25 protein-coding genes and 1 pseudogene are annotated in these 23,526 nt (G+C 64.0%); 17 read left to right on the top strand and 9 right to left on the bottom strand.

Annotated features, from left to right (window positions below):
• Positions 1 to 29 precede the first annotated feature (29 nt).
• Positions 30 to 464 (bottom strand): type II 3-dehydroquinate dehydratase, encoded by a 435-nt coding sequence (gene aroQ / locus U1700_RS12855; protein WP_332753337.1) that lies wholly within the window; start codon positions 462 to 464, stop codon positions 30 to 32.
• A gap of 66 nt (positions 465 to 530) precedes the next feature.
• Here aroQ and thiS point away from each other — a divergent pair.
• The 13 genes and pseudogenes from thiS (at position 531) to nadA (ending at position 9,915) form a co-directional block, all read left to right on the top strand.
• Positions 531 to 1,541: pseudogene (thiS, locus tag U1700_RS12860) on the top strand (sulfur carrier protein ThiS).
• Positions 1,542 to 1,660: 119 nt separating this feature from the next.
• Positions 1,661 to 2,308, top strand: coding sequence for an isochorismatase family protein (locus U1700_RS12865; RefSeq protein ID WP_332753083.1), 648 nt, complete (start codon positions 1,661 to 1,663; stop codon positions 2,306 to 2,308).
• 140 nt (positions 2,309 to 2,448) lie between these two features.
• On the top strand, positions 2,449 to 2,619 hold the full coding sequence (locus U1700_RS12870; RefSeq protein ID WP_332753084.1) for a CsbD family protein: 171 nt from the start codon (positions 2,449 to 2,451) through the stop codon (positions 2,617 to 2,619).
• A gap of 85 nt (positions 2,620 to 2,704) precedes the next feature.
• Positions 2,705 to 3,703, top strand: a complete 999-nt coding sequence (locus U1700_RS12875) for an NADPH:quinone oxidoreductase family protein (protein WP_332753085.1) — start codon at positions 2,705 to 2,707, stop codon at positions 3,701 to 3,703.
• Positions 3,703 to 4,410, top strand: coding sequence for a VIT1/CCC1 transporter family protein (locus tag U1700_RS12880; RefSeq protein WP_332753086.1), 708 nt, complete (start codon positions 3,703 to 3,705; stop codon positions 4,408 to 4,410). The genes U1700_RS12875 and U1700_RS12880 overlap by 1 nt, the downstream gene beginning before the upstream one ends.
• Positions 4,411 to 4,504: 94 nt before the next feature.
• Positions 4,505 to 4,828, top strand: coding sequence for a DUF1476 domain-containing protein (locus U1700_RS12885; RefSeq protein ID WP_332753087.1), 324 nt, complete (start codon positions 4,505 to 4,507; stop codon positions 4,826 to 4,828).
• Positions 4,828 to 5,073, top strand: a complete 246-nt coding sequence (locus tag U1700_RS12890; RefSeq protein WP_332753088.1) for a BolA/IbaG family iron-sulfur metabolism protein — start codon at positions 4,828 to 4,830, stop codon at positions 5,071 to 5,073. The genes U1700_RS12885 and U1700_RS12890 overlap by 1 nt, the downstream gene beginning before the upstream one ends.
• Positions 5,070 to 5,396, top strand: a complete 327-nt coding sequence (grxD, locus tag U1700_RS12895; RefSeq protein ID WP_332753089.1) for a Grx4 family monothiol glutaredoxin — start codon at positions 5,070 to 5,072, stop codon at positions 5,394 to 5,396. The genes U1700_RS12890 and grxD overlap by 4 nt, the downstream gene beginning before the upstream one ends.
• 207 nt (positions 5,397 to 5,603) lie before the next feature.
• Positions 5,604 to 6,827 carry a glycosyltransferase gene (locus U1700_RS12900; RefSeq protein ID WP_332753090.1) on the top strand — a complete coding sequence of 408 codons (1,224 nt, stop codon included), beginning with the start codon at positions 5,604 to 5,606 and terminating at the stop codon, positions 6,825 to 6,827.
• Positions 6,828 to 6,838: 11 nt separating this feature from the next.
• Positions 6,839 to 7,273, top strand: a complete 435-nt coding sequence (locus tag U1700_RS12905; protein ID WP_332753091.1) for a hypothetical protein — start codon at positions 6,839 to 6,841, stop codon at positions 7,271 to 7,273.
• 37 nt (positions 7,274 to 7,310) lie between these two features.
• Positions 7,311 to 8,186 carry an MBL fold metallo-hydrolase gene (locus U1700_RS12910; RefSeq protein ID WP_332753092.1) on the top strand — a complete coding sequence of 292 codons (876 nt, stop codon included), beginning with the start codon at positions 7,311 to 7,313 and terminating at the stop codon, positions 8,184 to 8,186.
• The gene (locus U1700_RS12915) at positions 8,176 to 8,877 is read left to right on the top strand and encodes a DUF4230 domain-containing protein (protein WP_332753093.1); all 702 of its coding nucleotides are present in this window, start codon (positions 8,176 to 8,178) and stop codon (positions 8,875 to 8,877) included. The genes U1700_RS12910 and U1700_RS12915 overlap by 11 nt, the downstream gene beginning before the upstream one ends.
• Positions 8,878 to 8,916: 39 nt before the next feature.
• Positions 8,917 to 9,915, top strand: a complete 999-nt coding sequence (nadA, locus tag U1700_RS12920; protein ID WP_332753094.1) for a quinolinate synthase NadA — start codon at positions 8,917 to 8,919, stop codon at positions 9,913 to 9,915.
• A 3-nt stretch (positions 9,916 to 9,918) separates the two neighbouring features.
• Here the strand turns inward: nadA and U1700_RS12925 are convergent, their stop codons facing one another.
• Together U1700_RS12925 and U1700_RS12930 are read right to left on the bottom strand one after the other, a co-directional pair.
• Positions 9,919 to 10,329, bottom strand: a complete 411-nt coding sequence (locus tag U1700_RS12925) for a DUF4112 domain-containing protein (RefSeq protein WP_332753095.1) — start codon at positions 10,327 to 10,329, stop codon at positions 9,919 to 9,921.
• Between the two features lie 7 nt (positions 10,330 to 10,336).
• On the bottom strand, positions 10,337 to 11,815 hold the full coding sequence (locus U1700_RS12930; RefSeq protein ID WP_332753096.1) for an ABC transporter substrate-binding protein: 1,479 nt from the start codon (positions 11,813 to 11,815) through the stop codon (positions 10,337 to 10,339).
• Between the two features lie 113 nt (positions 11,816 to 11,928).
• Here U1700_RS12930 and U1700_RS12935 point away from each other — a divergent pair, with 113 nt between their 5' ends.
• Positions 11,929 to 13,923: a transglycosylase domain-containing protein gene (locus tag U1700_RS12935; RefSeq protein ID WP_332753097.1), complete on the top strand. Its 1,995-nt coding sequence runs from the start codon at positions 11,929 to 11,931 to the stop codon at positions 13,921 to 13,923.
• Position 13,924: 1 nt separating this feature from the next.
• On the opposite strand, the gene U1700_RS12940 is transcribed toward U1700_RS12935, so the two are convergent.
• The 6 genes from U1700_RS12940 to U1700_RS12965 form a co-directional block, all read right to left on the bottom strand.
• Positions 13,925 to 15,817 (bottom strand): acetyl/propionyl/methylcrotonyl-CoA carboxylase subunit alpha, encoded by a 1,893-nt coding sequence (locus U1700_RS12940; RefSeq protein ID WP_332753098.1) that lies wholly within the window; start codon positions 15,815 to 15,817, stop codon positions 13,925 to 13,927.
• The gene (locus tag U1700_RS12945; RefSeq protein WP_332753338.1) at positions 15,814 to 16,401 is read right to left on the bottom strand and encodes an endonuclease domain-containing protein; all 588 of its coding nucleotides are present in this window, start codon (positions 16,399 to 16,401) and stop codon (positions 15,814 to 15,816) included. The genes U1700_RS12940 and U1700_RS12945 overlap by 4 nt, the downstream gene beginning before the upstream one ends.
• On the bottom strand, positions 16,284 to 17,885 hold the full coding sequence (locus U1700_RS12950) for a carboxyl transferase domain-containing protein (RefSeq protein WP_332753099.1): 1,602 nt from the start codon (positions 17,883 to 17,885) through the stop codon (positions 16,284 to 16,286). The genes U1700_RS12945 and U1700_RS12950 overlap by 118 nt, the downstream gene beginning before the upstream one ends.
• Positions 17,882 to 18,340 carry a DUF3237 domain-containing protein gene (locus U1700_RS12955; RefSeq protein WP_332753100.1) on the bottom strand — a complete coding sequence of 153 codons (459 nt, stop codon included), beginning with the start codon at positions 18,338 to 18,340 and terminating at the stop codon, positions 17,882 to 17,884. Before U1700_RS12955 ends, U1700_RS12950 begins: the two co-directional genes overlap by 4 nt.
• The gene (locus U1700_RS12960; RefSeq protein ID WP_332753101.1) at positions 18,337 to 19,491 is read right to left on the bottom strand and encodes an acyl-CoA dehydrogenase family protein; all 1,155 of its coding nucleotides are present in this window, start codon (positions 19,489 to 19,491) and stop codon (positions 18,337 to 18,339) included. Before U1700_RS12960 ends, U1700_RS12955 begins: the two co-directional genes overlap by 4 nt.
• Before the next feature lie 215 nt (positions 19,492 to 19,706).
• Positions 19,707 to 20,639 (bottom strand): LysR substrate-binding domain-containing protein, encoded by a 933-nt coding sequence (locus U1700_RS12965; protein WP_332753102.1) that lies wholly within the window; start codon positions 20,637 to 20,639, stop codon positions 19,707 to 19,709.
• 92 nt (positions 20,640 to 20,731) lie between these two features.
• On the opposite strand from U1700_RS12965, the gene U1700_RS12970 reads away from it, so the two are divergent.
• The 3 genes from U1700_RS12970 to U1700_RS12980 are packed head-to-tail and all read left to right on the top strand — an operon-like array spanning position 20,732 to position 23,523.
• Entirely contained in the window at positions 20,732 to 21,031 is a 300-nt protein-coding gene (locus tag U1700_RS12970; protein WP_332753339.1) for a DUF4242 domain-containing protein, read from the top strand.
• An 18-nt stretch (positions 21,032 to 21,049) separates the two neighbouring features.
• A complete protein-coding gene (locus tag U1700_RS12975; protein ID WP_332753103.1) occupies positions 21,050 to 22,114 on the top strand; it encodes a class I SAM-dependent methyltransferase in 1,065 nt (354 codons plus the stop codon).
• Positions 22,114 to 23,523 carry an NAD(P)-binding protein gene (locus tag U1700_RS12980; RefSeq protein WP_332753104.1) on the top strand — a complete coding sequence of 470 codons (1,410 nt, stop codon included), beginning with the start codon at positions 22,114 to 22,116 and terminating at the stop codon, positions 23,521 to 23,523. Before U1700_RS12975 ends, U1700_RS12980 begins: the two co-directional genes overlap by 1 nt.
• Positions 23,524 to 23,526: the final 3 nt, after the last annotated feature.

Consider the following 23,526-nt stretch of genomic DNA (forward strand, 5'->3'; position numbering starts at 1 on the left):
TCCTGTACAAATGGAAGCGCGCTCCCCTGTCAGAGCCGTGCAGCCGCGTCCAGTGCGAGCGTGTAGCTGCTCGCTCCGAAGCCGCGAATCGAGCCCTTGCAGGCGGCGCCGACAAGGCTCTTGTGACGGAAGTCCTCGCGCGCGTCGGGATTGGATAAATGAACCTCGATCACCGGCACCGTGATGCTGGCAACGGCGTCACGAAGCGCGACCGAAGTATGGGTGTAGCCGCCGGGGTTGAGGATGACTGCCTTCGCGCCCGTCGCCTGCGCCTCGTGCAGCCAGTCGATCAGATGACCCTCGTGGTTTGACTGGCGCATGTCGATGGCGAGGCCGAGCTTTTCCGCCCCGGCGGTCAGCATCGCGCCAATGTCGTCGAGGGTCTGCGAGCCGTAGATTTCGGGCTCGCGCGATCCCAGCAGGTTGAGGTTCGGCCCGTTAAGCACGAACACCGTTTCGCTCATTTCGTCCCCCGACTTGGCCACACCACGTTGCGCCAACGGCCTGCGCCACCTATTTACCGCAAGTCAATGACCATCGATTCCACCCTTTCGCTCCGCATCAATGGCGAGCACCGCCGCGTTCCCACCGGCATGACGCTGGCCGAGTTGATTAATTCGATCGGCCAGGACCCCGGGCGAGTCGCGGTTGAGCGCAACCTGGAGATCGTCCCGCGGTCGACGTTCGCGACCCTATGCGTCGAGGATGGCGATGATTTTGAGATCGTGCATTTCGTCGGGGGTGGATGAGTGAACGTGCATCAGGGTGTTGTTGCCGATACGTGGACCGTGGCCGGGCGAACGTTTTCGTCGCGACTGATCGTGGGAACGGGCAAGTATAAAAGCTTCGAGGAGAATGCCGCTGCGGTCGAGGCGTCGGGGGCGGAGATCGTTACCGTCGCGGTGCGCCGGGTCAACGTGACCGACCCCAATGCGCCGCGCCTATCCGACTTCATCGACCCGACGAAGATCGTTTACCTCCCCAATACCGCCGGCTGCTTCACTGCCGAGGACGCGATGCGGACGCTGCGGCTGGCGCGCGAGGCGGGGGGGTGGAATCTGGTCAAGCTGGAAGTGCTGGCCGAGGCCAAGACGCTCTATCCCGACATGATCGAGACGATCCGCGCGACCGAATTGCTCGCCAAGGAGGGGTTCGAGGTGATGGTCTATTGCACCGACGACCCGATCATGGCGAGGCGCTGCGAAGACGCCGGCGCGGTCGCGGTGATGCCGCTGGGCGCGCCGATCGGATCGGGGCTGGGGGTGCAGAACCCGGTGATGATCCGGCTGATCGTGGAGCAGGCCAAGGTGCCTGTGCTGGTCGACGCCGGGGTCGGTACGGCGAGTGATGCGGCGGCGGCGATGGAGCTTGGTTGCGACGGAGTGCTGATGAATACCGCGATTGCCGAAGCGAAGAATCCGGTGCTGATGGCGGCAGCGATGCGGCATGCGGTGGCGGCCGGGCGGCTGGCCTATCGCGCCGGGCGAATGGCAAAGCGGCGCTATGCCGATCCGAGCAGCCCGCTGGCAGGGTTGATCTAGGCCTGACACCAAAATTGACTGCATGCCTGATGACTGCTCTGCGCGACCTCGCCATTTGCCTTGCCAGAGCCGTCACAGGTGGTAGCCTTGCACGACTTTATTGAACCTGGGGGGCTGGCATGATCACGAAATTCGGAAGCGAAACGGCACTTTTGCTGATCGACGTCCAGGTCGGCGTCGATGACCTTGCGCACTGGGGCGGCCCAAACGGACGGCGCAATAATCCCGATGCCGAAGTCCGGCTTGCCAAACTGCTCGATGGATGGCGCACGCGCGAACTGCCGGTGTTCTGGACGCTCCACAATTCGCGCGAGGAACTTTCGCCTCTGCGTGCCGATGTGCCAGGGGGGGCATCCAAGCCCGGGTTTGAACCACGTGGGAACGAAGGCGTGGTGCGCAAGGACATTAACGGCGGCTTCATCGGCACCAACCTGGAGATCATGATGCGCCGCGCGGGCGTCCGGCGGGTGGTCGTCGGGGGGTTCTTCACCAACTTCTGTGTGGAGACAACGGTACGCCACGGCGGAAACCTTGGCTATGACATGTATCTTGCAGAAGATGCTTGCGCGACCTCCAACCGGGTCGGCTTCGACGGCACCGATTACGACCCGCAGCTGGTCCACGACCTGGCCGTGGCGAGCATGCACGGCGAATTCTGCACCGCGCTCAAGACGACCGAGATCCTGATGCTGATCGATCAGGACGCGCCGCAGCTGCACCGAGTCCAGGGCAATGAGTGGGGCTCCAAGGTCTTGAAGGCAGCCTGACCGAGGCTGCCGATGTCCTTGACGTCTTGATCACCCAGGCTTTTTGGCCAGTGTGCAGTCTCGCAGTGCGCCGAAACGAGCAACGCCTTTCGCCGCCCTTCGTTATCTACCCATACTGTAACCCTCTGAGGAGACACGACATGGGCGAGATGACCGACAAGATCAAAGGTGCCGTCAATAACGCCGTCGGTAATGCCAAGCAGGAATCGGATGATTCCGAGACCCGCGCCGAAGGAAGGCGCCAGGAATTGAAGGGCGACCTTCAGGACAAGAAGGGCAGTGTCGAAGGCGCGTTCGGCAACAAGGTCTGATCGATCGGTTCAATCGATGCAAAGGGCCGTCCCGGAAGCGGGGCGGCCCTTTCCATCTGGGCGCGCAACCTGATAGGCGAACCCCATGAAAGCTCTCCTCAGCCACGCCGTCGGCGGCCCCGACACGCTCCGTATCGATAACGTTCCGTCGCCAGTCGCGGGACCCGGCGAGTTGCTCGTCCGAGTGCAGGCGGCGGCGATCAATTATCCCGACGTCCTGATCATCGAGGACAAGTATCAGATGAAGCCGCCACGGCCGTTTGCGCCGGGGGGCGAGATTGCGGGCGACGTGATCGCACTTGGTGAGGGGGTCGAAGGCTGGGCAGTCGGTGACCGGCTGGTTGCTGTTCCCGGGTTCGGCGGATTGGTCGAAGAAATTGTCATTCCGGCCAAGTCGGCATTTCGGCTTCCCGCCAGCCGCAGCTATATCGACGGCGCGGCGCTGATCCTGACCTACGGGACGTCGATCCATGCGCTCTACGATCGCGGGCAGCTGCAGGCTGGCCAGACGGTGCTGGTCCTGGGCGCTGCGGGCGGGGTCGGGCTTGCAGCGATCGAGCTGGCCAAGGCCAAAGGCGCGCGGGTCGTCGCGGCGGTGTCGAGCGATGAAAAAGCGGCTGCGGCATCGAAGGCCGGAGCGGATGTGACAATGGTTTATCCGCGCGGGCCGTTCGATCGCGATGGACAGAAGGCGCTGGCCGAGCAGTTCAAGGCGGCGGTGGGGCCCAAGGGTGCCGATGTGATCTATGATCCGGTCGGGGGCGATTATGCCGAGCCCGCGCTGCGATCGATCGGGTGGGGCGGGCGTTACCTGGTGGTCGGCTTCCCGGCGGGGATCCCGAAGCTGCCGCTTAACTTGACGCTGCTCAAGAGCTGCGACGTGTGCGGAGTGTTCTGGGGCGCATTTGCGGCGCGCGATCCGGCGGCTAACGCGGCCCATGTCGCGACGCTGTTCCGGCTGTGGGACGAGGGCAAGATCGCGCCGGTGGTGAGCAAGACCTATCCGCTCGACCACGGCGGCGCGGCAATCGCCGACCTCGCCGCGCGCAATGTCATCGGCAAGCTGGTGGTGACGCTCGACTGATGTCGTCTTTGCCTACCGGTGCGGCACCAGAGGGCCATTTCATTACCCGCATCGGCTGGTTGCGCGCAGCCGTCCTCGGCGCCAATGATGGGCTATTGTCAGTTGCAAGCCTGCTGGTGGGCGTTTCGGCTGCCTCCCTGGGCCGGTCGCAGCTCATCCTGACTGGCGTTGCGGGGATCGTCGCCGGCGCGATGTCGATGGCGGCGGGCGAATATGTTTCGGTCAGTTCGCAAGCCGACAGCGAGGCGGCGGACCTAGCCCGTGAGCGAACCGAACTTGCCGAGCATCCCGAAGAGGAACGGCGCGAACTTGCGGCGATCTATATCCGCCGCGGGCTGAGCAAGGAATTGGCGATTGAAGTCGCAGAGGCGCTGTCCGCGCATGACGAGGTCGAAGCGCATGCTCGCGACGAGCTTGGCATCAACGAGCATTCGGCAGCAAGGCCAGTCCAGGCGGCGCTTGCTTCGGCAGCGAGTTTCATTGCTGGCGGTATCACGCCCCTACTCGCGGTGATGCTGGTGCCCGAGCCGCTGGTCCTGCCCGCGCTGGTCATCGTGACGATCTTAATGCTGGCGGTGCTGGGCGCCTCCGGGGCCCGGGCCGGCGGTGCGCGGATCGTTCCCGCGATGATGCGGGTGGTCCTGTGGGGTAGTCTTGCCATGGCGATCACGTTCGGGACCGGTCGCCTGTTTCACGCCACGGTGTGACGTCGTAGCCTAGGTCGAAGACAAGCGCTGCATTGCGCCGCCCGGTCGCGGCTCCTATCTGGCGTGTCGACCCAGATCATCAGCGAGGACCGCCATGACCAACTTCAATGATCGCGAAAAGGCCTTCGAGACCAAGTTCGCCCGCGACGAGGAAATGGCGTTTCGAGTCCGTGCTCGTCGCAACCGCCTGCTCGGCCAGTGGGCCGCGCGCGAAATGGGGCTGACCGAGGTCGAGGGCGAAGCCTATGCCAAGGAAGTTGTTCGCGCCGAGTTCGAGGAAGCCGGCGACGAGGACGTCGTGCGCAAGCTGCTGGGCGACCTGACTGCCGCCGGGGTCAACATCGACGAAGCGCGGATCCGCGCCGAGATGGGCCATAAGGACGTCGACGCCCGCCGCCAGCTGATGGAAGCCAAATAATGGCGATGGCTGCGGCCGAGATCGAGGCGCTGATCGTCGCTGCCATTCCCGATGCGGCCGTGACGATGACCGACCTTGCCGGCGACGGCGACCATTATGCAGCGAAAGTCGTGTCGGCGAGTTTTGCGGGCATGAGCCGAATTGCCCGCACTCGCGCCATTTATGCTGCGCTGGGGGGGCGCATGGGGAGCGAGCTTCACGCGCTTCAACTGACCACCGACGTTCCTTCCGGAGACCATCTATGACCGACCCCGCCACTTCTCCTGTTCATGACCGCATCGATAATCTAGTCAAAGCCAATGACATCGTGTTGTTCATGAAGGGATCGCCGCTGTTCCCGCAATGCGGCTTTTCGAGCCGGGCGATTGCGATCCTCGATCATCTTGGCGCGACGTACGAGACGGTCGACGTCCTCCAAGACCCCGAGGTCCGGCAAGGGATCAAGGCGTTCAGCGACTGGCCGACCGTCCCGCAGCTATACGTCCATGGCGAATTCGTCGGTGGATCGGACATCATGACCGAGATGTACGAGAGCGGCGAGCTGAAAGAGCTGGTGAGCGCCACCTGACGGGCACAAATAAAAAGGGACGGTGCGCGGGACCAGAAACCGCTGCACCGTCCCTTTCTGTGGTCGTGGAACCAAGTGGACGGAATATACTTTGCAACCGCCGTGCCAATTGAAAAATCCGGCAATATTCGGGGATTTTTGCTGGCAGGCTTGCTGCTCGATCCGCAAGCTTCGTAAAGAAATCCGACAGGTTGGAGGCCATGCGCGATGAGCGGGCTGCTTTTTGCCGATGTGACGCAGAGCTGGTCCGAACAGGGCGGCGGCGTGCGTGTCTATCTGAACCGCAAGCGGCGCCACATCCTTGAGAACACAGCCGACGGGCATTTGATGATCATTCCCGGCGACGATGATCGCGTTGACGTGGAGGAAGACGGCCGCGCGATCACCGTGACGGTAAAGTCACGGCATGTGCCGGGTAGCCCCAACTACCGCCTGCTGCTTCGCAACGGGGCAGTGCGGGCGGCACTGGCGCGGTTTCAGCCTGACCTGGTCGAGTGCCAGGATGCGTATAATTTGCCTTGGGCGGCACTGGCACATCGCCGGGCGCACCCCGAATGTGCGCTGGTGGCGTCGTTCATGACCGATTTTCCAAAGGCTTATGCCCAGCGGATCGGCGATCGGTTGGGTGGGGCGTGGCTGGGCAAGACCGCCAAGCGGATCGCCTATCGTTACCTGCGCAATCTTTATGGCCGGTTCGACGCGGTCGTGGCGCTGAGTGAACATGGCGGGGCGGATCGGCTAAGGTCGATTGGCGTGTCGCGGGTCGAGGTCGCGCCGTTGGGGGTCGATATCGATGATTTCGCCGGAATCGTCGCGGATCCGGCGCTTCGTTCGGCGGCCGGATGTGCGCCGGGCTCGCCGCTATTAATCTATGTCGGGCGACTGGATGTCGAAAAACGCGCCGAAACGGTGGTGGAGGCGTTCGGGCAGCTCGAGCCAGCACTAGGCGCACGGCTGGTGCTGCTGGGTGAAGGGCCGCTGCGTGAGCAGTTCACCGGGGTTGAGGGCGTCCATTGCCCCGGCTTCATCAGCGATCGCGCGCTGTTGGCGCGGTGGCTGGCGAGCGCCGATCTTTACGTCTCGGGAATGGCCGACGAGACGTTCGGCATTTCGGTGATCGAGGCGCAGGCGGCGGGGTTGCCGGTGGTCGGGATCGCCGAAGGGGCAATGATCGACCGTGTCGCGCCGACGCTTGGGCGACTGGGCCCAATGGGCGACGCCGCGGCGATGGCGGCGAACATTGTCGCGCTGCTCGACGATCCGGCGCGGCCGGTAATGCGCGACGCGGCGAGGGCGCATGCCGCGACGATGAGCTGGGACAAGGCGATGGAGCGACTGATCGACGACGTCTATCCGCTGGCAATGGCGCGGCGCCGGGCGTCGTTCAAGACGGGTTCAGTCGCAAGTGTCACGCTTGCAGGGCAAAAGTAAGGAACATGGCGATGCGGCTTGTAATGATGATGTCGATTGTCGCGCTTGGTGGGCTGAGCGGTGCGGCCATCGCCGCGCCCGCGACCAGCGTCCGCAAGGTGGTGGTGAGAAAGACTGTCGCGAAAGACGGCACGGTCAAGACCGTCGTCACCGGCGACCCGGCGGCACGCGCGATCGTGGCGAGCTGCGGCGATCGGCGATTCGAAACGAGCGCCGAAGTCGACCAGCAGGGCCGCAAGCGCGTGATCAAGATCAAGCTATGCGCGAAACCAGGCGAGGACCAGGCGACATGGGTCAAGTCGCTTCGCCAGGCGGCAACCACGATCAGGGGGACAGAGTCGCTTCCGTCGGAAAGCCGGACGAAAATCGTGGCCGATATCGACGCCGAAATCGCGCGGATCGACCCGGGAACGGCAGCGTCGGTCGTCGAAGGCCCACCAAAATAGCTATAATTTTGGGGGCGGTCATGGCAGGAGCAGACCTGTGGACGTCCCCATCCTTGCCGACCAGCCCTATGCGCGACTGGAGCCGATCGAGCCCGGGATCTCCCGCTTGCTGGCGCGCAATCCGTCGGCCTTCACCTTTACGGGCACGCAATCCTATTTGATTGGCGAGGCCGAGGTCGCGGTGATCGATCCGGGACCGGCCGAGGCCGAGCATGTCGCGGCGATCATCGACGCGATCGACGGGCGCCGGCTGGTCGCGATCATGTGCACGCATACCCACCGCGACCATAGCCCGGCGGCAGCGCCCCTGAAGGCCGCGACGGGCGCGCCGATCATCGGCTGCGCACCGCTGGCGCTCGAAACGGTCGGGCCGCGGGCGGATGCCAGTTTCGACGGGGACTACATCGCTGATCGCGTGCTTGGCGATGGCGAGACGATCATGATTGACGGCGAAGCACTGACCGCAGTGGCGACGCCGGGGCACACGTCGAACCACCTGTGTCTGGCCTATCGCGGAGCCTTGTTTACCGGGGATCATGTGATGGGCTGGTCGACCACCGTGGTCGTCCCGCCCGACGGCGACATGGCCGATTATATGGCTAGCCTGAACCGGCTGCGCGGGCGCAAGGACCGGGTCTATTATCCCGCGCACGGACCAGCGGTGACCAAGCCGCAGCAGCTGGTGCGTGGAATGATCGGCCACCGGATGCAGCGCGAGCGGCAGATATTGCGGCTGGTCGGCGAGGGCAAGGCGACGATCCCGGCGATTGTTGCGGGGGCCTATCCCGGGCTCGACCCGCGCCTGGTCCCGGCGGCGGGGGGATCGGTGCTGGCGCATCTGGTGGACCTTGAACGGCGCGGGATTGTTAGACAATCAAGTGACGGCGAGACAGGAACTTGGCATGCGGGATGACTCAATTCGTGATGCGAAAGCCGGCCATTTTAAAACAGCTGTCGTTACGGCGATTTTAGTCGGGCTGACCATTGTCAGCATCATGCTTCTTGTGAAGCACTTGCAAAACGCGGACGTCGGAAAGGATAATCGAGACATCGTTACAAGTGTTGTGCGCAAGGCTTCGAATAGGTTGGAAGTGCAGGTCATCAACGGCGCTGTAACAACTGCTAGGGAAGCATCGGGAGGCCCATTTGGGATTTTTGAAGGGCGCCTCACCATTCGCCAACCCTTTTCTGTTTCCTATCATGTCGACATGAATAAGATGAATCTGTCCGATTATAGTTGGAACGAGCGCGCTAAAACGTTGTTTGTGCGGCTTCCAGAAATTCCTCCTGACGCACCCAACATCGACGAAAGCCGCCAGATCATCGTGGCAAAAGGTTGGGTAATTACACAGGAAATGCAGAATATTATTCGGCGAAAGATAGCGATCGGCGCAGTCGCCCAAGCCAATTCAGAAGCGTTAAAACCAGAGCACCTTAAGGCTGCACGCGAGAACGCCAGGTCTGCGCTGGCCCGCAATCTGGAAGGGCCGCTCGAAGTCGCTGGGGTCAAAGGTGTACACGTCGAGGTAATCGACAGTTCGGCTGGCGAACGCTGGGATGTCAGTAGATCGCTCGCTCAAGTTCTGGCAAGTGAAGCGAAATGAGCAGCTAGCAATTGCTCGCAGTCGCACCGGAGCCAAACGTTGACCGCCCAATCGATCTTTCGCGGACCTGCCCTGCTCGACGAGATCGTGCGCCTGAAGAAGGAACGCAATGCGGTCATCCTGGCGCATTATTACCAGAAGCCCGAGCTTCAGGACCTTGCCGATTTCGTCGGCGACAGCCTCGACCTGTCGCGCAAGGCGGCGGCGACCGATGCCGAGGTGATCGCCTTTTGCGGGGTGCGCTTCATGGCCGAGACGGCCAAGATCCTGTCCCCTGAAAAGACCGTGATCCTGCCGGACATGGATGCCGGATGCAGCCTTGAGGATTCATGCCCACCTGATCAATTCAAGGCGTTTCGCGAGGCCCACCCCGACCATATCGCGCTGACCTACATCAACTGCTCGGCCGAGGTGAAGGCGCTCAGCGACATAATCGTCACGTCGAGTTCGGCCGACATCATCCTGAGCCAGATCCCCAAGGAACAGAAGATCATCTTCGGCCCCGACCGGCATCTTGGCGGCTACCTCGCTCGACGGACGGGGCGCGAGATGCTGCTGTGGCCGGGAATCTGCATCGTCCACCAGGCATTTTCAGAGACCGAGCTGCTCAAGCTGATGGCCGAGAATCCGGGAGCTCCGGTGGCGGCGCACCCCGAATGCCCGCCGCAGATCGTCGATCATGCCGATATGGTCGGATCGACCAAGGCAATCCTGGACTTTGCGCTAACCAGTCCGGCACAGACGATCATCGTCGCGACCGAACCGCACATCATCCACCAGATGGAAAAAGCCGCCCCGCACAAGAGGTTCATCGGCGCGCCGGGCGGGGACGGCAACTGCAACTGCAACATGTGCCCGTACATGGCGCTGAACACGATGGAGAAGCTCTATGTCGCGCTGCGTGACCTGGAGCCGCGGATCGAAATGTCGACGGCGCTGATGGACAAGGCGCGAGTGCCACTCGAGCGGATGCTGGAGATGGCCGGGCGCACGGTAGGGCAAGGCGACGTCGGCAGACCCGTGCTCAGCGGCGACTAGGCGTCAAGGCCGACCGGGCAAGGTCGCCGCCCCAAGCGCCAACGTGTCGAGGTGGCGCTTGATGATTTTCAGATTGCGACTGTTCGAGCGGAAGAAAAAATCGGGCACCGCGCCGAGCCACGGGATGAGCCCGAGCAGGAAGTCGATCCCGACATTGCCCGCCATCCGGCTCATCTGCCATTTCGACAGGCCCAGGTTGCGCGCTTCCCAGATCATGTAGCCACCGAGCGCGGCGCCGGCGGCATCGCCGGCTACGGGGATCAGGTCGAGGATGACGTCGAGCCCGATCTTGCGATTGGTCCCCGGGATTGTGAACAGGCCTTCGAGCAGATGTTCGAGTGCCTCGACCCGCTGGCGGACCGATTCGGGATCGGACGAGGTGTTCAGTCCGCGGATGCTGGTCGGCAGGGCCATGAAGAAATTACCTTTCGCTGGCCGCCTTGTGGCCCAGGTCGATGAACGTGTGGCGGGCGAAACGGTTCTCCGCAAATCCGGGGGCATCACTGCTGACCAGCGACCAGCGGATCGGTGCGGTCAGCGGAAAGATCATCGTCTCGCTGTCGAACCGCTCGGCGGCCGTCGCGAGTAGCTGGGCTCGCTGGTCGGCCGACTGAGTCGCACGGGCGGCATCGGCGATGAGGTCAAGGTCGGCGTCACAAAGCGGCACGCGCCCGCAATGGAGGCGGCGGACGAACCACGCCGGCGATGTCGAGGGAGCAACTTGGTCGATCAGGCGAAGGTCGACCGCTTCACCCGCGACCGCCGGGCGCAGCGTGACCCCGAGCCGGCCGAAGTCGTCGGCGAGGCGGCGAAACAACAGTGTTGAGCCGGGACCGGCAGGCAGGCTGATGGTCAGCGTCGGGCGAAGGCGACGCCCGAACAGGCGATTTGCCTCGATGGTGAGTCCAGCGGCGCGGCGGGCGAGGGGAATGTTCGCCCAGCCCGGGGGGGTAAGGCTGGCAATGCCGTCAAGCCCGGGCTGGAGCAGCGTGGTGCGCGGGGCCAGGCCGTCGACCTTGAACGCCCCGACCAGCGCATCGCGGTCGATCGAGCGATTGAGCAGGGAGCGTAGGGCGCGGTCGGCCAGCGGGCCGCCCACACGACCGGGAACGAGCGCGAACAGACCCGCGACAGGATCGAAATGGAGCGTGCCGCGAGGCAGGGCGGCCTGAAGCGCAACGGGCAGGTCAGCAAACCCTCCGCCGAGAACGAGGTCGGCCTTGCCGGCGATGAACCTGGCGACGGCAGAGGGAGCGGGCAGGGCGCCGAGGCGAATATCCTCGATCCGCTCGGGCTCGCCGTCGGCGCCGGGGACCATCCGCCGAAAGTGAAGCGGGACTTCGGGAGCGGTCGGAAGAATCAGGAACGGGCCCGTACCCTCGGTGTCGCGAGTGATGGCGAAATCGGGCTGGGCGAGCAGTTGAAGCAGGTGAGGACGGGGCGCGCTCAGTCGGATTTCGATGACGCGGTCGGTCATCGCCAGAATTTCGTCGACCGCGCCCAATGTGTCTTTGAGCTGATCGAGGCTGGCCTCGCGCCGCGCCCGATTGAGCTGGCGGGCAACGTCGCGCGCATCGATCTTTCGCCCCGACGGCCATTTTCCCGACTGGAGACGGAAGATGTAACTCAAGCCGTCGTCGCTGACGTTCCAGCGTTCGGCAAGGCCCGCCTCGATCTGGCCGCGTGGATCGAACCGGACGAGACCTTGCGCGGCATTGGCGAGGAGGACGTCGTCGGCTTCAGTCAACGTCCCGTCGACCGGGTCGACAAGCTTTGGCGCCGTCTCGCTGATGACGATCACATCGAGCGAACCGGTTTTCGCGCGGTTGCAGCCTGCCAGCAGCGCAACCGCTGCGAGCAGCACGGCCAATTTGACTGGATGATTGGGAAACGACTGCATCCCCAAAGGGTTTAGTGGCTGTGTGCGGTTCGTAAACCGTCTGGATTCGCAAGCCATAGTGTTTTAGTGGACTAAGGCAGTGGCTGCGAGTGGCGGGCGCTTCAAGGAGTCGAATGGCCGATAGCGACCAGATCTGGCAGCGCGGCGGCGCCAATGTCGAGGAGCTGCCCGACCCGCTCGCGCCGAGCCTGGCGCCGATGGACGCGTCGATCGCCCCGGCCAAACCGCGACGTCGTCGGCGGACGCTGGTCAAATATGGCGCCTACACTTTTTTCGCGCTGTTTGTGGTGACGGTGCTGTGGCTGATCATCACCGCGCCCTTGTCCCGCGCGCTCGAGCCCTTGCCCGCGCCCGCCATGCTGCTGCTGTCGCAGGAGGGCCAGCCGATCGCGCGGCGCGGGGCGGTCAAGGAGGCGCCGGTCGACGTGACCAAGCTGCAGGCGCTAACCCCGGCGGCGTTCGTCGCGATCGAGGATCGGCGATTCTATTCGCATTGGGGGATCGACCCGCGCGGGATTGCCCGGGCGATGGTGGCCAACATGCGCGCGGGCGGGGTGCGCGAGGGCGGGTCGACGATCACCCAGCAGCTTGCCAAGACCAGCTTCCTGTCGTCGGACCGGAGCTTCAGTCGCAAGGCGCAGGAAGTGATCATCGCCTTCTGGCTGGAGGCGTGGCTGACCAAGCAGGAGATCCTCTCGCGCTATCTGTCGTCAGTCTATTTCGGCGACGGGGTCTATGGGCTGAGGGCGGCGGCGCATCATTACTTCGCGCGGGAGCCGGAGAATCTGAGCCTGGCCCAATCGGCGATGCTGGCGGGGATGGTGCAGGCGCCGTCGCGGCTCGCCCCGACCCAGCATCTGGCCGCGGCGCAGGCACGGTCGCGGCTGGTCCTGGCCGAAATGGTCGAGACGAAAAAGATCAGCGAAGCGAGACGCTCGGACACGGTCATGGCGCGACCGGTGATGAGTGCTAACCGTGTGCCAACAGGGACTTTTTTCGCCGACTGGGTGGCTCCCGCAGCGGCCGCAAGTTTCACTGCGGATTATGGCCAGACGCGGGTGCCGACGACGCTCGATATCGACCTTCAGCGGCTGGCGGTGAGGGCGGTATCGCAGGCGGCGGTGGGGGATGCGCAGGTCGCGATGGTGGTGATGCGGCCGACCGGCGAAGTGGTCGCGATGGTCGGCGGGACGAGCTATAAGGACAGCCCGTTCAACCGCGCGACGCAGGCCAGGCGACAACCGGGTAGTGCGTTCAAATTATTTGTTTATTTGGCTGCACTGCGGGCGGGCTACACGCCCGACACAATCATCGAGGACACGCCGATCACGATCGATGGGTGGAAGCCGGTCAACAGCGACGGCATCTATCGCGGGCGGATCACGATGCGCGAGGCGTTTGCGCGGTCGTCGAACGCGGCGACGGTGCGGTTGGCCGAGCGGGTCGGGCGGGCGAACATCATTCGCGCGGCGCGCGAGCTGGGCGTGGGGAGTCCGCTGGCGGACCGGCCAAGCCTTTCGCTGGGAGCGTCGGGGATGAGCCTGATCGAGCTGACGTCGGCCTATGCAGCGGTCGCGGGCGGACGCTATCCGGTGGTGCCGAGAGGCCTTCCGGCAAAGGCCGAAGAGCCGCGATCGGTGTTTTCGGGGCTTCTGGAGCGCGACGGGCGGCTCGACCCCGATCGTGACTGGGCGCCGATGCTGGATTTGCTGTGGGCGGCGGCGAACGAGGGCACCGGGCGGCGTGCGGCGCTGGCGACCCCGACGTTCGGGAAGACCGGGACGACCCAGGAAAATCGCGACGCGCTGTTCGTCGGGTTCGCGGGTGACCTGGTGGTCGGCGTGTGGGTCGGGCGCGACGACAACAAGTCGCTGGGCAAGGTCAGCGGAGGCACGCTGCCGGCAACGATCTGGAAGAATTTCATGGCGCCGGCGCTCAGCGTGGATCGGCGCGCGGGGCCGACGCTGCCCGAGGCATTCCATGTGCCCCAACCCGCCCCGCCGCCGCCGAGCCCGAGCGAGTCGCCCCTGCCGCAGGAGTGGAGCGACGGGACGCGGGCGATCCGTGACCTGGCGAAGTCGCTCGATAAGCTCTTCGAAGGGCTTTGAGTTAAGCGCCGGGCGGTGTTTCGGCGGGCGCGGCGGGTTCGATGCGGGCGAGCAGTGCGTCGACCTGAACCTGCGCGCCGGCCTCGACCGTCAGTTCGGCGACAGTGCCGTCGAACGGGGCGACGAGGGCATGCTCCATCTTCATCGCCTCGAGCGTGAGGATGCGCTGGCCCTTGGTGACGGTGTCGCCGGGCGCGACATCGACCGCGGTGACCTTGCCGGGCATGGGGGCGATTAGGGCGCCATCGCCAGCCTTGGCACCGACGGTGCCGCGGGCGGCGAGATCGAACGTGTACGCCTGGCCTTCGCTAAACACAACAATCTGCCGGTCGTCGCGGAAGCCTGACACATCGGCAATCGGACCCTCGACGTCGAGCGCAATCGAGCGGAACTTGCCGCCATGGCCCAGTGCGACGGCGGCCGAAGCGGGGGCATTGAGGCGAAAACCAGCGAGCCCCGCAAACTCGTCCTGACCATCGTCGGCGAGGGCAACCGCCGCTGCCCCGCGCCAGATTTCATTGCTTGGGTCGGTCGCGGGAACGAGGCTGTCCTGTTCCCGGGCGATGAACCCGGTATCGAGCCTGGCGGCGGCGAAATCGGGGTGGGTGACGGCGTTGAACAGGAAGCCGGCGTTCGTCCGGACCGGCCAGACTTCGACTTCGTCGAGAATCGCCGCCAGTTCGTCGATTGCTTGGCCGCGCGTCTCGCCGTGAGCGATCAGTTTAGCGATCATCGGATCGTAGAAGGGCGAAATGGCATCACCGTCTTCGACCCCGGTTTCGATCCGGCCGTCGTCACCCAGATCGAAATGCTCCAGTTTGCCGACGCTGGGGAGGAACCCTCTCGCCGGGTCCTCCGCATACAGCCGCGCCTCGATTGCCCAGCCGTTGATCGACAGTTCGTCCTGGCGCTTGGGGAGGGCCTCCCCGCTCGCGACGCGGAGCTGCCATTCGACCAGGTCGACGCCGGTGATTTCCTCGGTGACGGGATGTTCGACCTGCAATCGCGTGTTCATTTCCATGAACCAGATGCGGTCGGCGCGGAGGCCTTCGGAGGCGTCGGCGATGAATTCGATCGTACCCGCGCCGACATAATCGACCGCTTTTGCGGCACGGACCGCTGCGCCGCACAAGGTTTCGCGCGTGGCCTCGTCCATGCCCGGTGCGGGGGCTTCCTCGATGACCTTCTGGTGGCGGCGCTGGAGCGAGCAGTCGCGCTCGAACAGATGGACGATGTTGCCGTGGGTGTCGCCGAACACCTGCACTTCGATGTGGCGCGGCGAGTGGATGTATTTTTCGAGCAGTACGCGGTCGTCGCCGAACGACGAGGCGGCCTCGCGCTGGCAGCTTTCGAGCGCGTCGTCGAACTCGGCTGCCGCCTCGACCCGGCGCATGCCCTTGCCGCCGCCGCCGGCGACCGCCTTGATCAGGATCGGGTAGCTGATTTTTTCCGCCTCGGCCTTGAGGTTGGCGGGGGACTGGTCCTCGCCAAGATAGCCCGGGGTGACGGGGACACCGGCGGCGATCATGCGCGCCTTGGCGGCGTCCTTCAGCCCCATGTCGCGGATCGATTGCGGGCGCGGGCCGACCCAGACCAGCCCGGCGTCAATCACCGCTTGGGCGAAGTCGGCGTTCTCGCTGAGGAAGCCATAGCCGGGGTGGATCGCCTCGGCGTTGGTGGCCTTGGCAGCGGCGATGATCTTGGCGCCGACGAGATAGGATTCGCGGGCGGGGGAGGGGCCGATGTGGACCGCCTCGTCGGCTTGGCGGACGTGGAGCGCCTTGGCGTCGGCGTCGGAATAGACGGCGACGGTGCGGATGCCCATGGCGCGCGCGGTGCGGATGATCCGGCATGCGATCTCGCCGCGGTTGGCGATGAGGAGGGAGGTGATCATTTTTCCTCCCCGGAACGGGGAGGGGGACCGTCGCGCAGCGACGGTGGAGGGGTCCCTCGCTCGGCACAGACGGCAATTATCATATCGACACAACCCTGAAGGTCGCGAAGAACATCTCGAGCCGGGATGCGCATTGTGTGAAGTCCTTTTTGGGCAACGTAGCGATCGCGGGCTTCGTCACGCTGTGGCCGATCACCGCATGAATGTGCCGCACCGTCGACCTCGATGGCGAGACGTGATTCGAGGCAGGCGAAGTCGAGGACGAATGGCGCGAGCGGGAACGGGCGGCGAAAGCGGAAACCCGCGGGACGCTTGCGGAGCGCTTGCCACAACAGGACTTCCGGAAGTGACATTTCCTTGCGCAGGCGGCGGGCGGTTTTCACCGTCTTGATTGCGGTCGTGAGGATGGCGGGGACCCCTCCACCATGCTGCGCACGGTCCCCCTCCCCGTACCGGGGAGGATTAGTCACATCCTGAACACGCCGAAGCGCGCTTTCTCTTCGATCGGGGCGTTCAAACAGGCGGCGAAGGCGAGGCCGAGGACGTCGCGGGTTTGCGCGGGGTCGATGATGCCGTCGTCCCATAGGCGCGCGGTGGCGTGCCATGGGTTTCCTTGCGCTTCATAGTCGTCGCGGATGGGTTGCTTGAAGGCTTCGGTTTCGTCCGCGCTCCATTTGTCGGCGTCGCGGTGGACGGTGGCGAGGACTGAGGCCGCCTGTTCTCCGCCCATCACCGAGATGCGCGAGTTGGGCCATGAGAACAGGAAGCGCGGCGAATAGGCGCGGCCGCACATGCCGTAATTGCCCGCGCCAAAGCTGCCGCCGATCAGGACGGTGACCTTGGGGACCTGCGCGGTGGCGACGGCGGTGACGAGCTTGGCGCCGTGCTTGGCGATGCCCTCGGCCTCATATTTGCCGCCAACCATGAAGCCGCTGATGTTCTGGAGGAACAGCAAGGGGATTCGGCGCTGGCAGGCGAGTTCGATGAAGTGGGCGCCCTTCTGCGCGCTTTCGGAAAACAGGATGCCGTTGTTGGCGAGGATCGCGACCGGCATCCCCCAGATGTGGGCGAAACCGCACACGAGGCTGGGGCCGTAGAGCGCCTTGAACTCGTGGAATTCGCTAGCGTCGACGAGACGGGCGATGATTTCGTGGACGTCGTAGGGAGCGCGGACGTCCTCGGGGATGAGGCTGTAGAGTTCGTCGGCGTCGAACCGCGGCGGGCGCGGGTCCTTCAGCTCGATCCCCGCTCCTGTCTCGCTCCCGAGATGCGAGACGATGTCGCGGACGATGGTCAGGGCGTGCTCGTCATTTTCGGCGAGGTGATCGACGACGCCCGACTTGCGCGCGTGGAGGTCGCCGCCGCCAAGTTCCTCGGCGCTGATGATCTCGCCGGTCGCGGCTTTGACGAGCGGCGGGCCGGCGAGGAAGATCGTGCCCTGTTCGCGGACGATGACGCTCTCGTCGGACATGGCGGGGACATAGGCGCCCCCGGCGGTACAGCTGCCCATGACGCAGGCGATCTGGGGGATGCCTTTCGCGCTCATTTGCGCCTGGTTGTAAAAGATCCGGCCGAAGTGATCGCGGTCGGGGAAGACTTCGGCCTGGTGGGGCAGGTTGGCGCCGCCGCTGTCGACTAGGTAGACGCAGGGTAGGCGGTTGGCTTCGGCGACTTCCTGTGCGCGGAGGTGCTTCTTGACGGTGAGCGGATAGTAAGTGCCGCCCTTCACCGTGGCGTCGTTGCAGACGATCATCACCTGTCGACCCGAGACGCGGCCGATGCCGGCGATAAGGCCTGCGCCGGGGACTTCGCCGTCGTAGAGGTCGCCCGCAGCGAGTTGGCCGATTTCGAGGAAGGGCGAGCCGGGGTCAAGCAGGCGTTCAACGCGGTCGCGGGGAAGCAATTTGCCGCGCGCGGTGTGGCGGTCGCGGGCTTTCTTGGTGCCGCCGAGCGATGCGGTCGCAACGTCGGCGCGGAGGCGTTCCGCGAGGGTGCGATTGTGGGTGGCGCGAGCCTGCGCTTCGGGCGAGGACGGATCGAGTTTGGTGTCGAGGCGGGGGCCGCTCATCGGGATGAGTCCTCGGCCATCGACAGGCGGTAGACCGGGCCTGCCGCGACTTGTTCGCCGGTACCGGTGAGGGCGACGCCGTCGAGCCATTCGTAGCGTTCGTCGCCGCAGCCGATGATGGCCTTGATGGCGATCTCGTAGCTTCCCGGTCGCATTTTCTCGCCCCGGCCCAGCGCCGCGAGCGCTTCAGGGGTGCCGGTCAACTCGCCGGTGTAGGCCAGCGTCATGAAGGCATCGTCATCGGTGTGGAGGGTCAGGCGGACGTCGATGGCGATGCTGCCGTCGTCGCGGCGGACGTACCAGTCCTCACCGCCAAGCACGGTCGCGGCGATGCGCTCGCCCTCCAGCCGGCCGCCGGCGATGAACGCGACCCCTCGATCACCATCGGGGCCAGGGCCGATCGGCAGTGTCTCGTCGAGGTCGACCTCCAGGCGGAGCGTGGCCAAGGGGGTCATGCGCCGATGAGCTCCCGGCCGATGAGCATTCGCCTGATCTCGTTTGTCCCCGCGCCGATGTCGAGCAGCTTGGCGTCGCGCAGGAAGCGTTCGACCGGCCAGTCCTTCGTATAGCCCGCGCCGCCGAGTGCCTGGACGGCTTCGCCCGCGACCTTGAAAGCCGACTCGGAAGCCAGCAGGATTGCGCCTGCCGCGTCAAAGCGCGTGGTCTTGCCCGCGTCGCAATTGCGCGCGACGGCATAGACATAGGCGCGGGCCGAATTGAGCGCGACATACATGTCGGCGACCTTGGCCTGGATCAGCTGGAAGCTGCCGATCGCGCTACCGAACTGCTTGCGCTCGCGGACGAAGGGGATGACCACATCGAGGCACGCCTGCATGATCCCGAGCTGGATGCCGGCGAGGACGGTGCGCTCGTAATCGAGCCCGCTCATCAGTACGCCGACGCCGCCATTTTCGGGGCCCATGACCTGCTCGTCGGCGACGAAGCAATCGTCGAACACGAGCTCTGAGGTGGGAGAGCCGCGCATCCCCATCTTGTCGATCTTCTGACCGATGGTGAAGCCGGACATGCCCTTTTCGATCAGGAAGGTGGTGATCGCGCGGCTGGCCTTGGCGTCGGCGCCGCCGGTCTTGGCATAGACGACGAGGACGTCGGCATACGCGCCATTGGTGATCCAGAACTTGGTGCCGTTGAGGCGGTAGCCGCCGGGGACTTTCTCGGCCTTCAACTTCATCGAGACGACGTCGGAGCCGGCCCCTGCCTCGCTCATCGCCAGCGCGCCGACATGCTCACCCGAGATCAGCTTGGGGAGATAGTTGCGCTTCTGCTCGTCATTGGCCCAGCGGCGGACCTGGTTGACGCACAGGTTGGAGTGGGCGCCATAGGACAGGCCGACCGAGGCCGAGGCGCGGGCGATTTCTTCCTGCGCGACGACATGTTCGAGATAACCGAGCCCGAGCCCGCCCCACTCCTCTTCGACGGTGATCCCGTGCAGCCCGAGCTCGCCCATTTGCGGCCACAGTTCGACCGGGAAGCGGTCGGCAGCATCGATCTCGGCGGCGAGGGGGGCAATGCGGTCGGCAGCGAAGCGCTGGGTCGTGTCGCGGATGGCGTCGGCCATGTCCCCGAGTGCGAAATCGAAATCCATGCCTTCTCCGTGCCTATGGTGCGACGCAGTGTAGCGCGAACCCGTCTCAGGGTCGCATATTGCCTGCCATCAGCGAAAGAAACAGGTAATCATCTGCGATCGTGACAATCTGTCGCTTGCCCGGCGGCTAACGCTTTGCCAGGCCCCCGGAAATCCTGCACATTCCCTGCGCGAAATATCAGGGCACGAAGACGGTCGCGCCATCCCTATCATCTTCAGCTGCACGTAACATGGCGAAGCCAAGCTTGAGTCCCCGCGGCTTCCATTGCGAGCCAATTTCTAAAGCGCTGGACGTGCGGACGGTTCGCACTTGCTGCGGCCGGGAAGTGAGCAACGAATGCGTGGCTCGTCATTGCGCCCGTGCTTACGGGGTAAGGCAATGAAATGGTGGAAGTTTCTAGCGCATCCTCAAGCAAAGCGATGCCACAAAGACAGATGCCGGCATCAGCTAGAACGGCATCCAGCGCGGGCACGATCCGGCGGAAACGTATTCCCCGATCGGGAGCCGAACGCGCCATGCCGCAAGCCGAGAGCCACGATGGCCATGTTGGACTGGTCGGGTCGTCGCGGTACGCGTCGAGATGAAGCAGGGGAAAGCCCTCCAGCCGACTGTGCGCCGGCTCCTTTGCAGTGCGGTCGCGGATTGCCGGCGAACTGATCGGCACGATGAATTCCGGAAACAGAAACTCTGTCTCCGAAGGGTGTTCAACTGGGCCAAATTCAATCCGGCAATCGACTCGCGCCAACCGAATCGGTGCATCGCCTTCACCATTGATGCAGAAGGAGACGTTGGGATGCGCCTGGCGAAACTTGGGGAGCCTGGGGGTAAGCCAGAGCTGGATCAGATCTGTCGGGGCAGCAATGTGGAGTTCCTGCCCACGCTGCAGGTCAAGCTCGCGCGAGACGATGCCAAGTTCGGCGAAGGCGCGCTCGAGGTGCGGCAACGCCGCCCTGAGTTCCGGAGTCGCGCGGATGCCCGCGCGGCCGCGCACGACGAGTTCGACGCCGAGATAATCTTCGAGTGCCTTGACGCGCTGTCCGACCGCTGCGGCGGTCAACCCGAGCAGTTCGCCGGCCCGTTTGAACGATCCCGTCCGAATCGCGAGTTCAAGCGCCTGGAGTGACTTCAAATGGGAAGTAATCACCATCCGAACTCACTAAACACTAGCTTTAGTCAACGCCACGAATTTTAGTTTGTGTACGCGGCACTGCTGCGCGAAGCTGGACACGTCAAACCTTGATGGAGATCGGCATCATGAGTCAGCTGAAACGATATCTCGTCGAGCGCGAGATCGCCGGCATCGGCGGCATGTCGCTGATCGAACTGTGCGGCGCGGCCCGCGCTTCCAATCAGGCGATCGCGAAGCTCGGCAGCGGCATCCAGTGGCAACATAGCTATGTCGCGGGTGACAAGACCTTCTGCATTTACCTGGCCGATGGCGAAGACGTCATCCAGGCGCACGCCGAGCAAAGCGGCATCCCGGTCTCACGGATCACCGAGATCTCCCAGATCATCGATCCTACAACAGCCAACAACTGACGCTCGGGAGGAAGGCAAATGACCATGATCGACGAAGCCGGGCTTAATGCGTTCGTTGGCAAAATGCTCGGCGACCTTGGCGGAGTTTTCAGCGTGCCGACCGTCAGGATCGGCATTCGGCTTGGGCTGTTCGAAGCGCTTCATGAAGGCGGGCCAGCAACTGCGGCCGAACTGGCGGCGCGCACCGGCGGCCTGGCGGTGCGCTATGTCCGCGAGTGGGGACTCGCGCAGGCGGCCAACGGCTATGCTCTCTACGACGCCACGACGGATCGATTCAGCCTCTCGCCCGAACAGGCACTCGTATTCGTGGTCAAGGACAGCCCGGTCTATCTCGCCGGCGCCTTTGAGCTGGCGGCCGCGATGATCGAGGCCGAACCAAAGGTTGAAGAGTGTTTTCGGCAGGGATCCGGAGTTCGGTGGGGAGATCATGCCGGTTGCCTGTTCTGCGCGACGGGGCAGTTCTTCCGGCCCGGCTATGTCAACAACATCGTCCAGAATTGGCTTCCTGCACTCGACGGCGTCGAGGCAAAGCTCCAAGCCGGAGCACGTGTTGCAGATGTCGGCTGTGGCGTCGGCTTCTCGACCCTGCTTATGGCCAAGGCTTACCCCAAGAGCAGTTTCGTCGGCTTCGACTTTCACGAACCGTCGATCGCTTCGGCGCGAGAGCATGCCCGGGAGCACGGACTTGGCGATCGCGTGCGGTTCGAGGCAGTCGCGGCGAAGGAAATTGCCGAACAGGGCTTCGACCTCGTCACCATGTATGACTGCCTGCACGACATGGGCGACCCACCGGGATGCGCAGCGCATATGCGTCGCATTGTTGCCGACGACGGCACATGGATGATCGTCGAGCCGAACGCGGGCGATACCCCTGCGGACAACATGAACCCGGTCGGGCGGCTGTTCTACAATGCGTCGACGATGATCTGCATTCCAACGTCGCTCGACCAAGAGGTCGGCGAGGGCTTGGGCGCTCAGGCCGGCGAGGCGCGCCTGAGCGAGGTTATCCGCAGCGGCGGCTTTGGCAGTGTCCGGCGTGCGACCGATGGTCCATTCAACATGGTCCTCGAAGCGCGCGGATAGTGACCGAAACCGATTATCTGATCATTGGCGCGGGGGCTGTCGGCATGGCCTTCGCCGACACCCTGCTGACCGAAACCGATGCTCATTTGACGATCGTCGATCGCGAAGCAGCGCCCGGCGGCCATTGGAACCACGCCTATCCGTTCGTCACCCTTCACCAGCCGTCGATGCTCTATGGAGTGAATTCATTACCCCTGGGCACGGGCGCAAAGGACACAAATGGTCACAACGCCGGACTTTACGAACTCTCGAGCGGTACCGAGGTGCGTGCATACTTCGAACAGGTGATGCGTCGCATTTTCCTTCCGAGCGGCCGGGTGACCTACCACCCGTTGTCCGAATACAAAGGCAATGGCACATTTGTGTCGTTGACCTCCGGTGCCATGTCGAAGCTCCGGGTCCGGCGAAAGACGGTCGATGCTACCTATCTGGAAGCATCGGTTCCAGCGCTCCACACGCCGAGCTTCCTGGTCGGAGATGGCGTACAACTCGTTACACCGCACCGCCTAGCGACCGTTCTGCGTCACGGACCGCCTCCAAGCGGATACGTGATCCTGGGCGGCGGAAAGACTGGCATGGACGTGGCCCATTGGCTGCTGACCACTGGCGTTTTGCCCGAGGCCGTCACTTGGGTACGACCGCGCGAATCCTGGCTGATCAATCGACAGGCCATACAACCGGCCATGGACTTCTTCGAAGTCTGCATCGGCGCGCAGGCTGCGCAGATGGAAGCATACGCTGAAGCGGCTGACCTCGACGACCTGTTCGATCGTCTCGAACGAACCGGCGTGATGTTACGGATCGATCGCAGCGTGAGGCCACGGACGATGCACTTTGCGACGATGTCAACGCACGAGATCAAGGTGCTTCAAAGGATCAAGAAGGTGGTCCGACGCGGGCGAGTGCGGACGATCCAGGCCGGGTCAATTGAGTTTGCCGATGGCAACGAACCGACGTGTGGGTCACCGATGTACATTGATTGCACGGCATCGGGGGCAGTCCCGTGTCCGGTCCAGCCCGTCTTTCAAGGCGACCGGATCATTCTCCAATATGTCTTGTCCCCGCGTACATCACTCAGCGCAGCGATGATCGCCTTTGTCGAGGCGCACAAACATGATGATGAAATCAAGAATGCGCTGTGCGAGCCGGTGTCGATGGGCGACACCGTCGCTGACTACGTGCCACTGATCTTGGGAAATATGGCGAATCAGCAACGACAGTCTCACGACAGCGACTCTCGCGCGTGGCTGCGGAAGTCGCGGCTTGATGGCTTCTCGGGCCTTATGGCGGCCGTCGATCATGACGACTCCGCAAAGCTCGCCCTTGTACAGAGAATTCGAAAGGCGGCGCCTACTGCGTTCGCTAATTTGACGCGTATTCAACGAGATCGCGAGCAACAGGAAGTCTGATAA

Source organism: Sphingomonas sp. RB1R13, from assembly GCF_036663775.1.
Lineage (GTDB): Bacteria > Pseudomonadota > Alphaproteobacteria > Sphingomonadales > Sphingomonadaceae > Sphingomicrobium.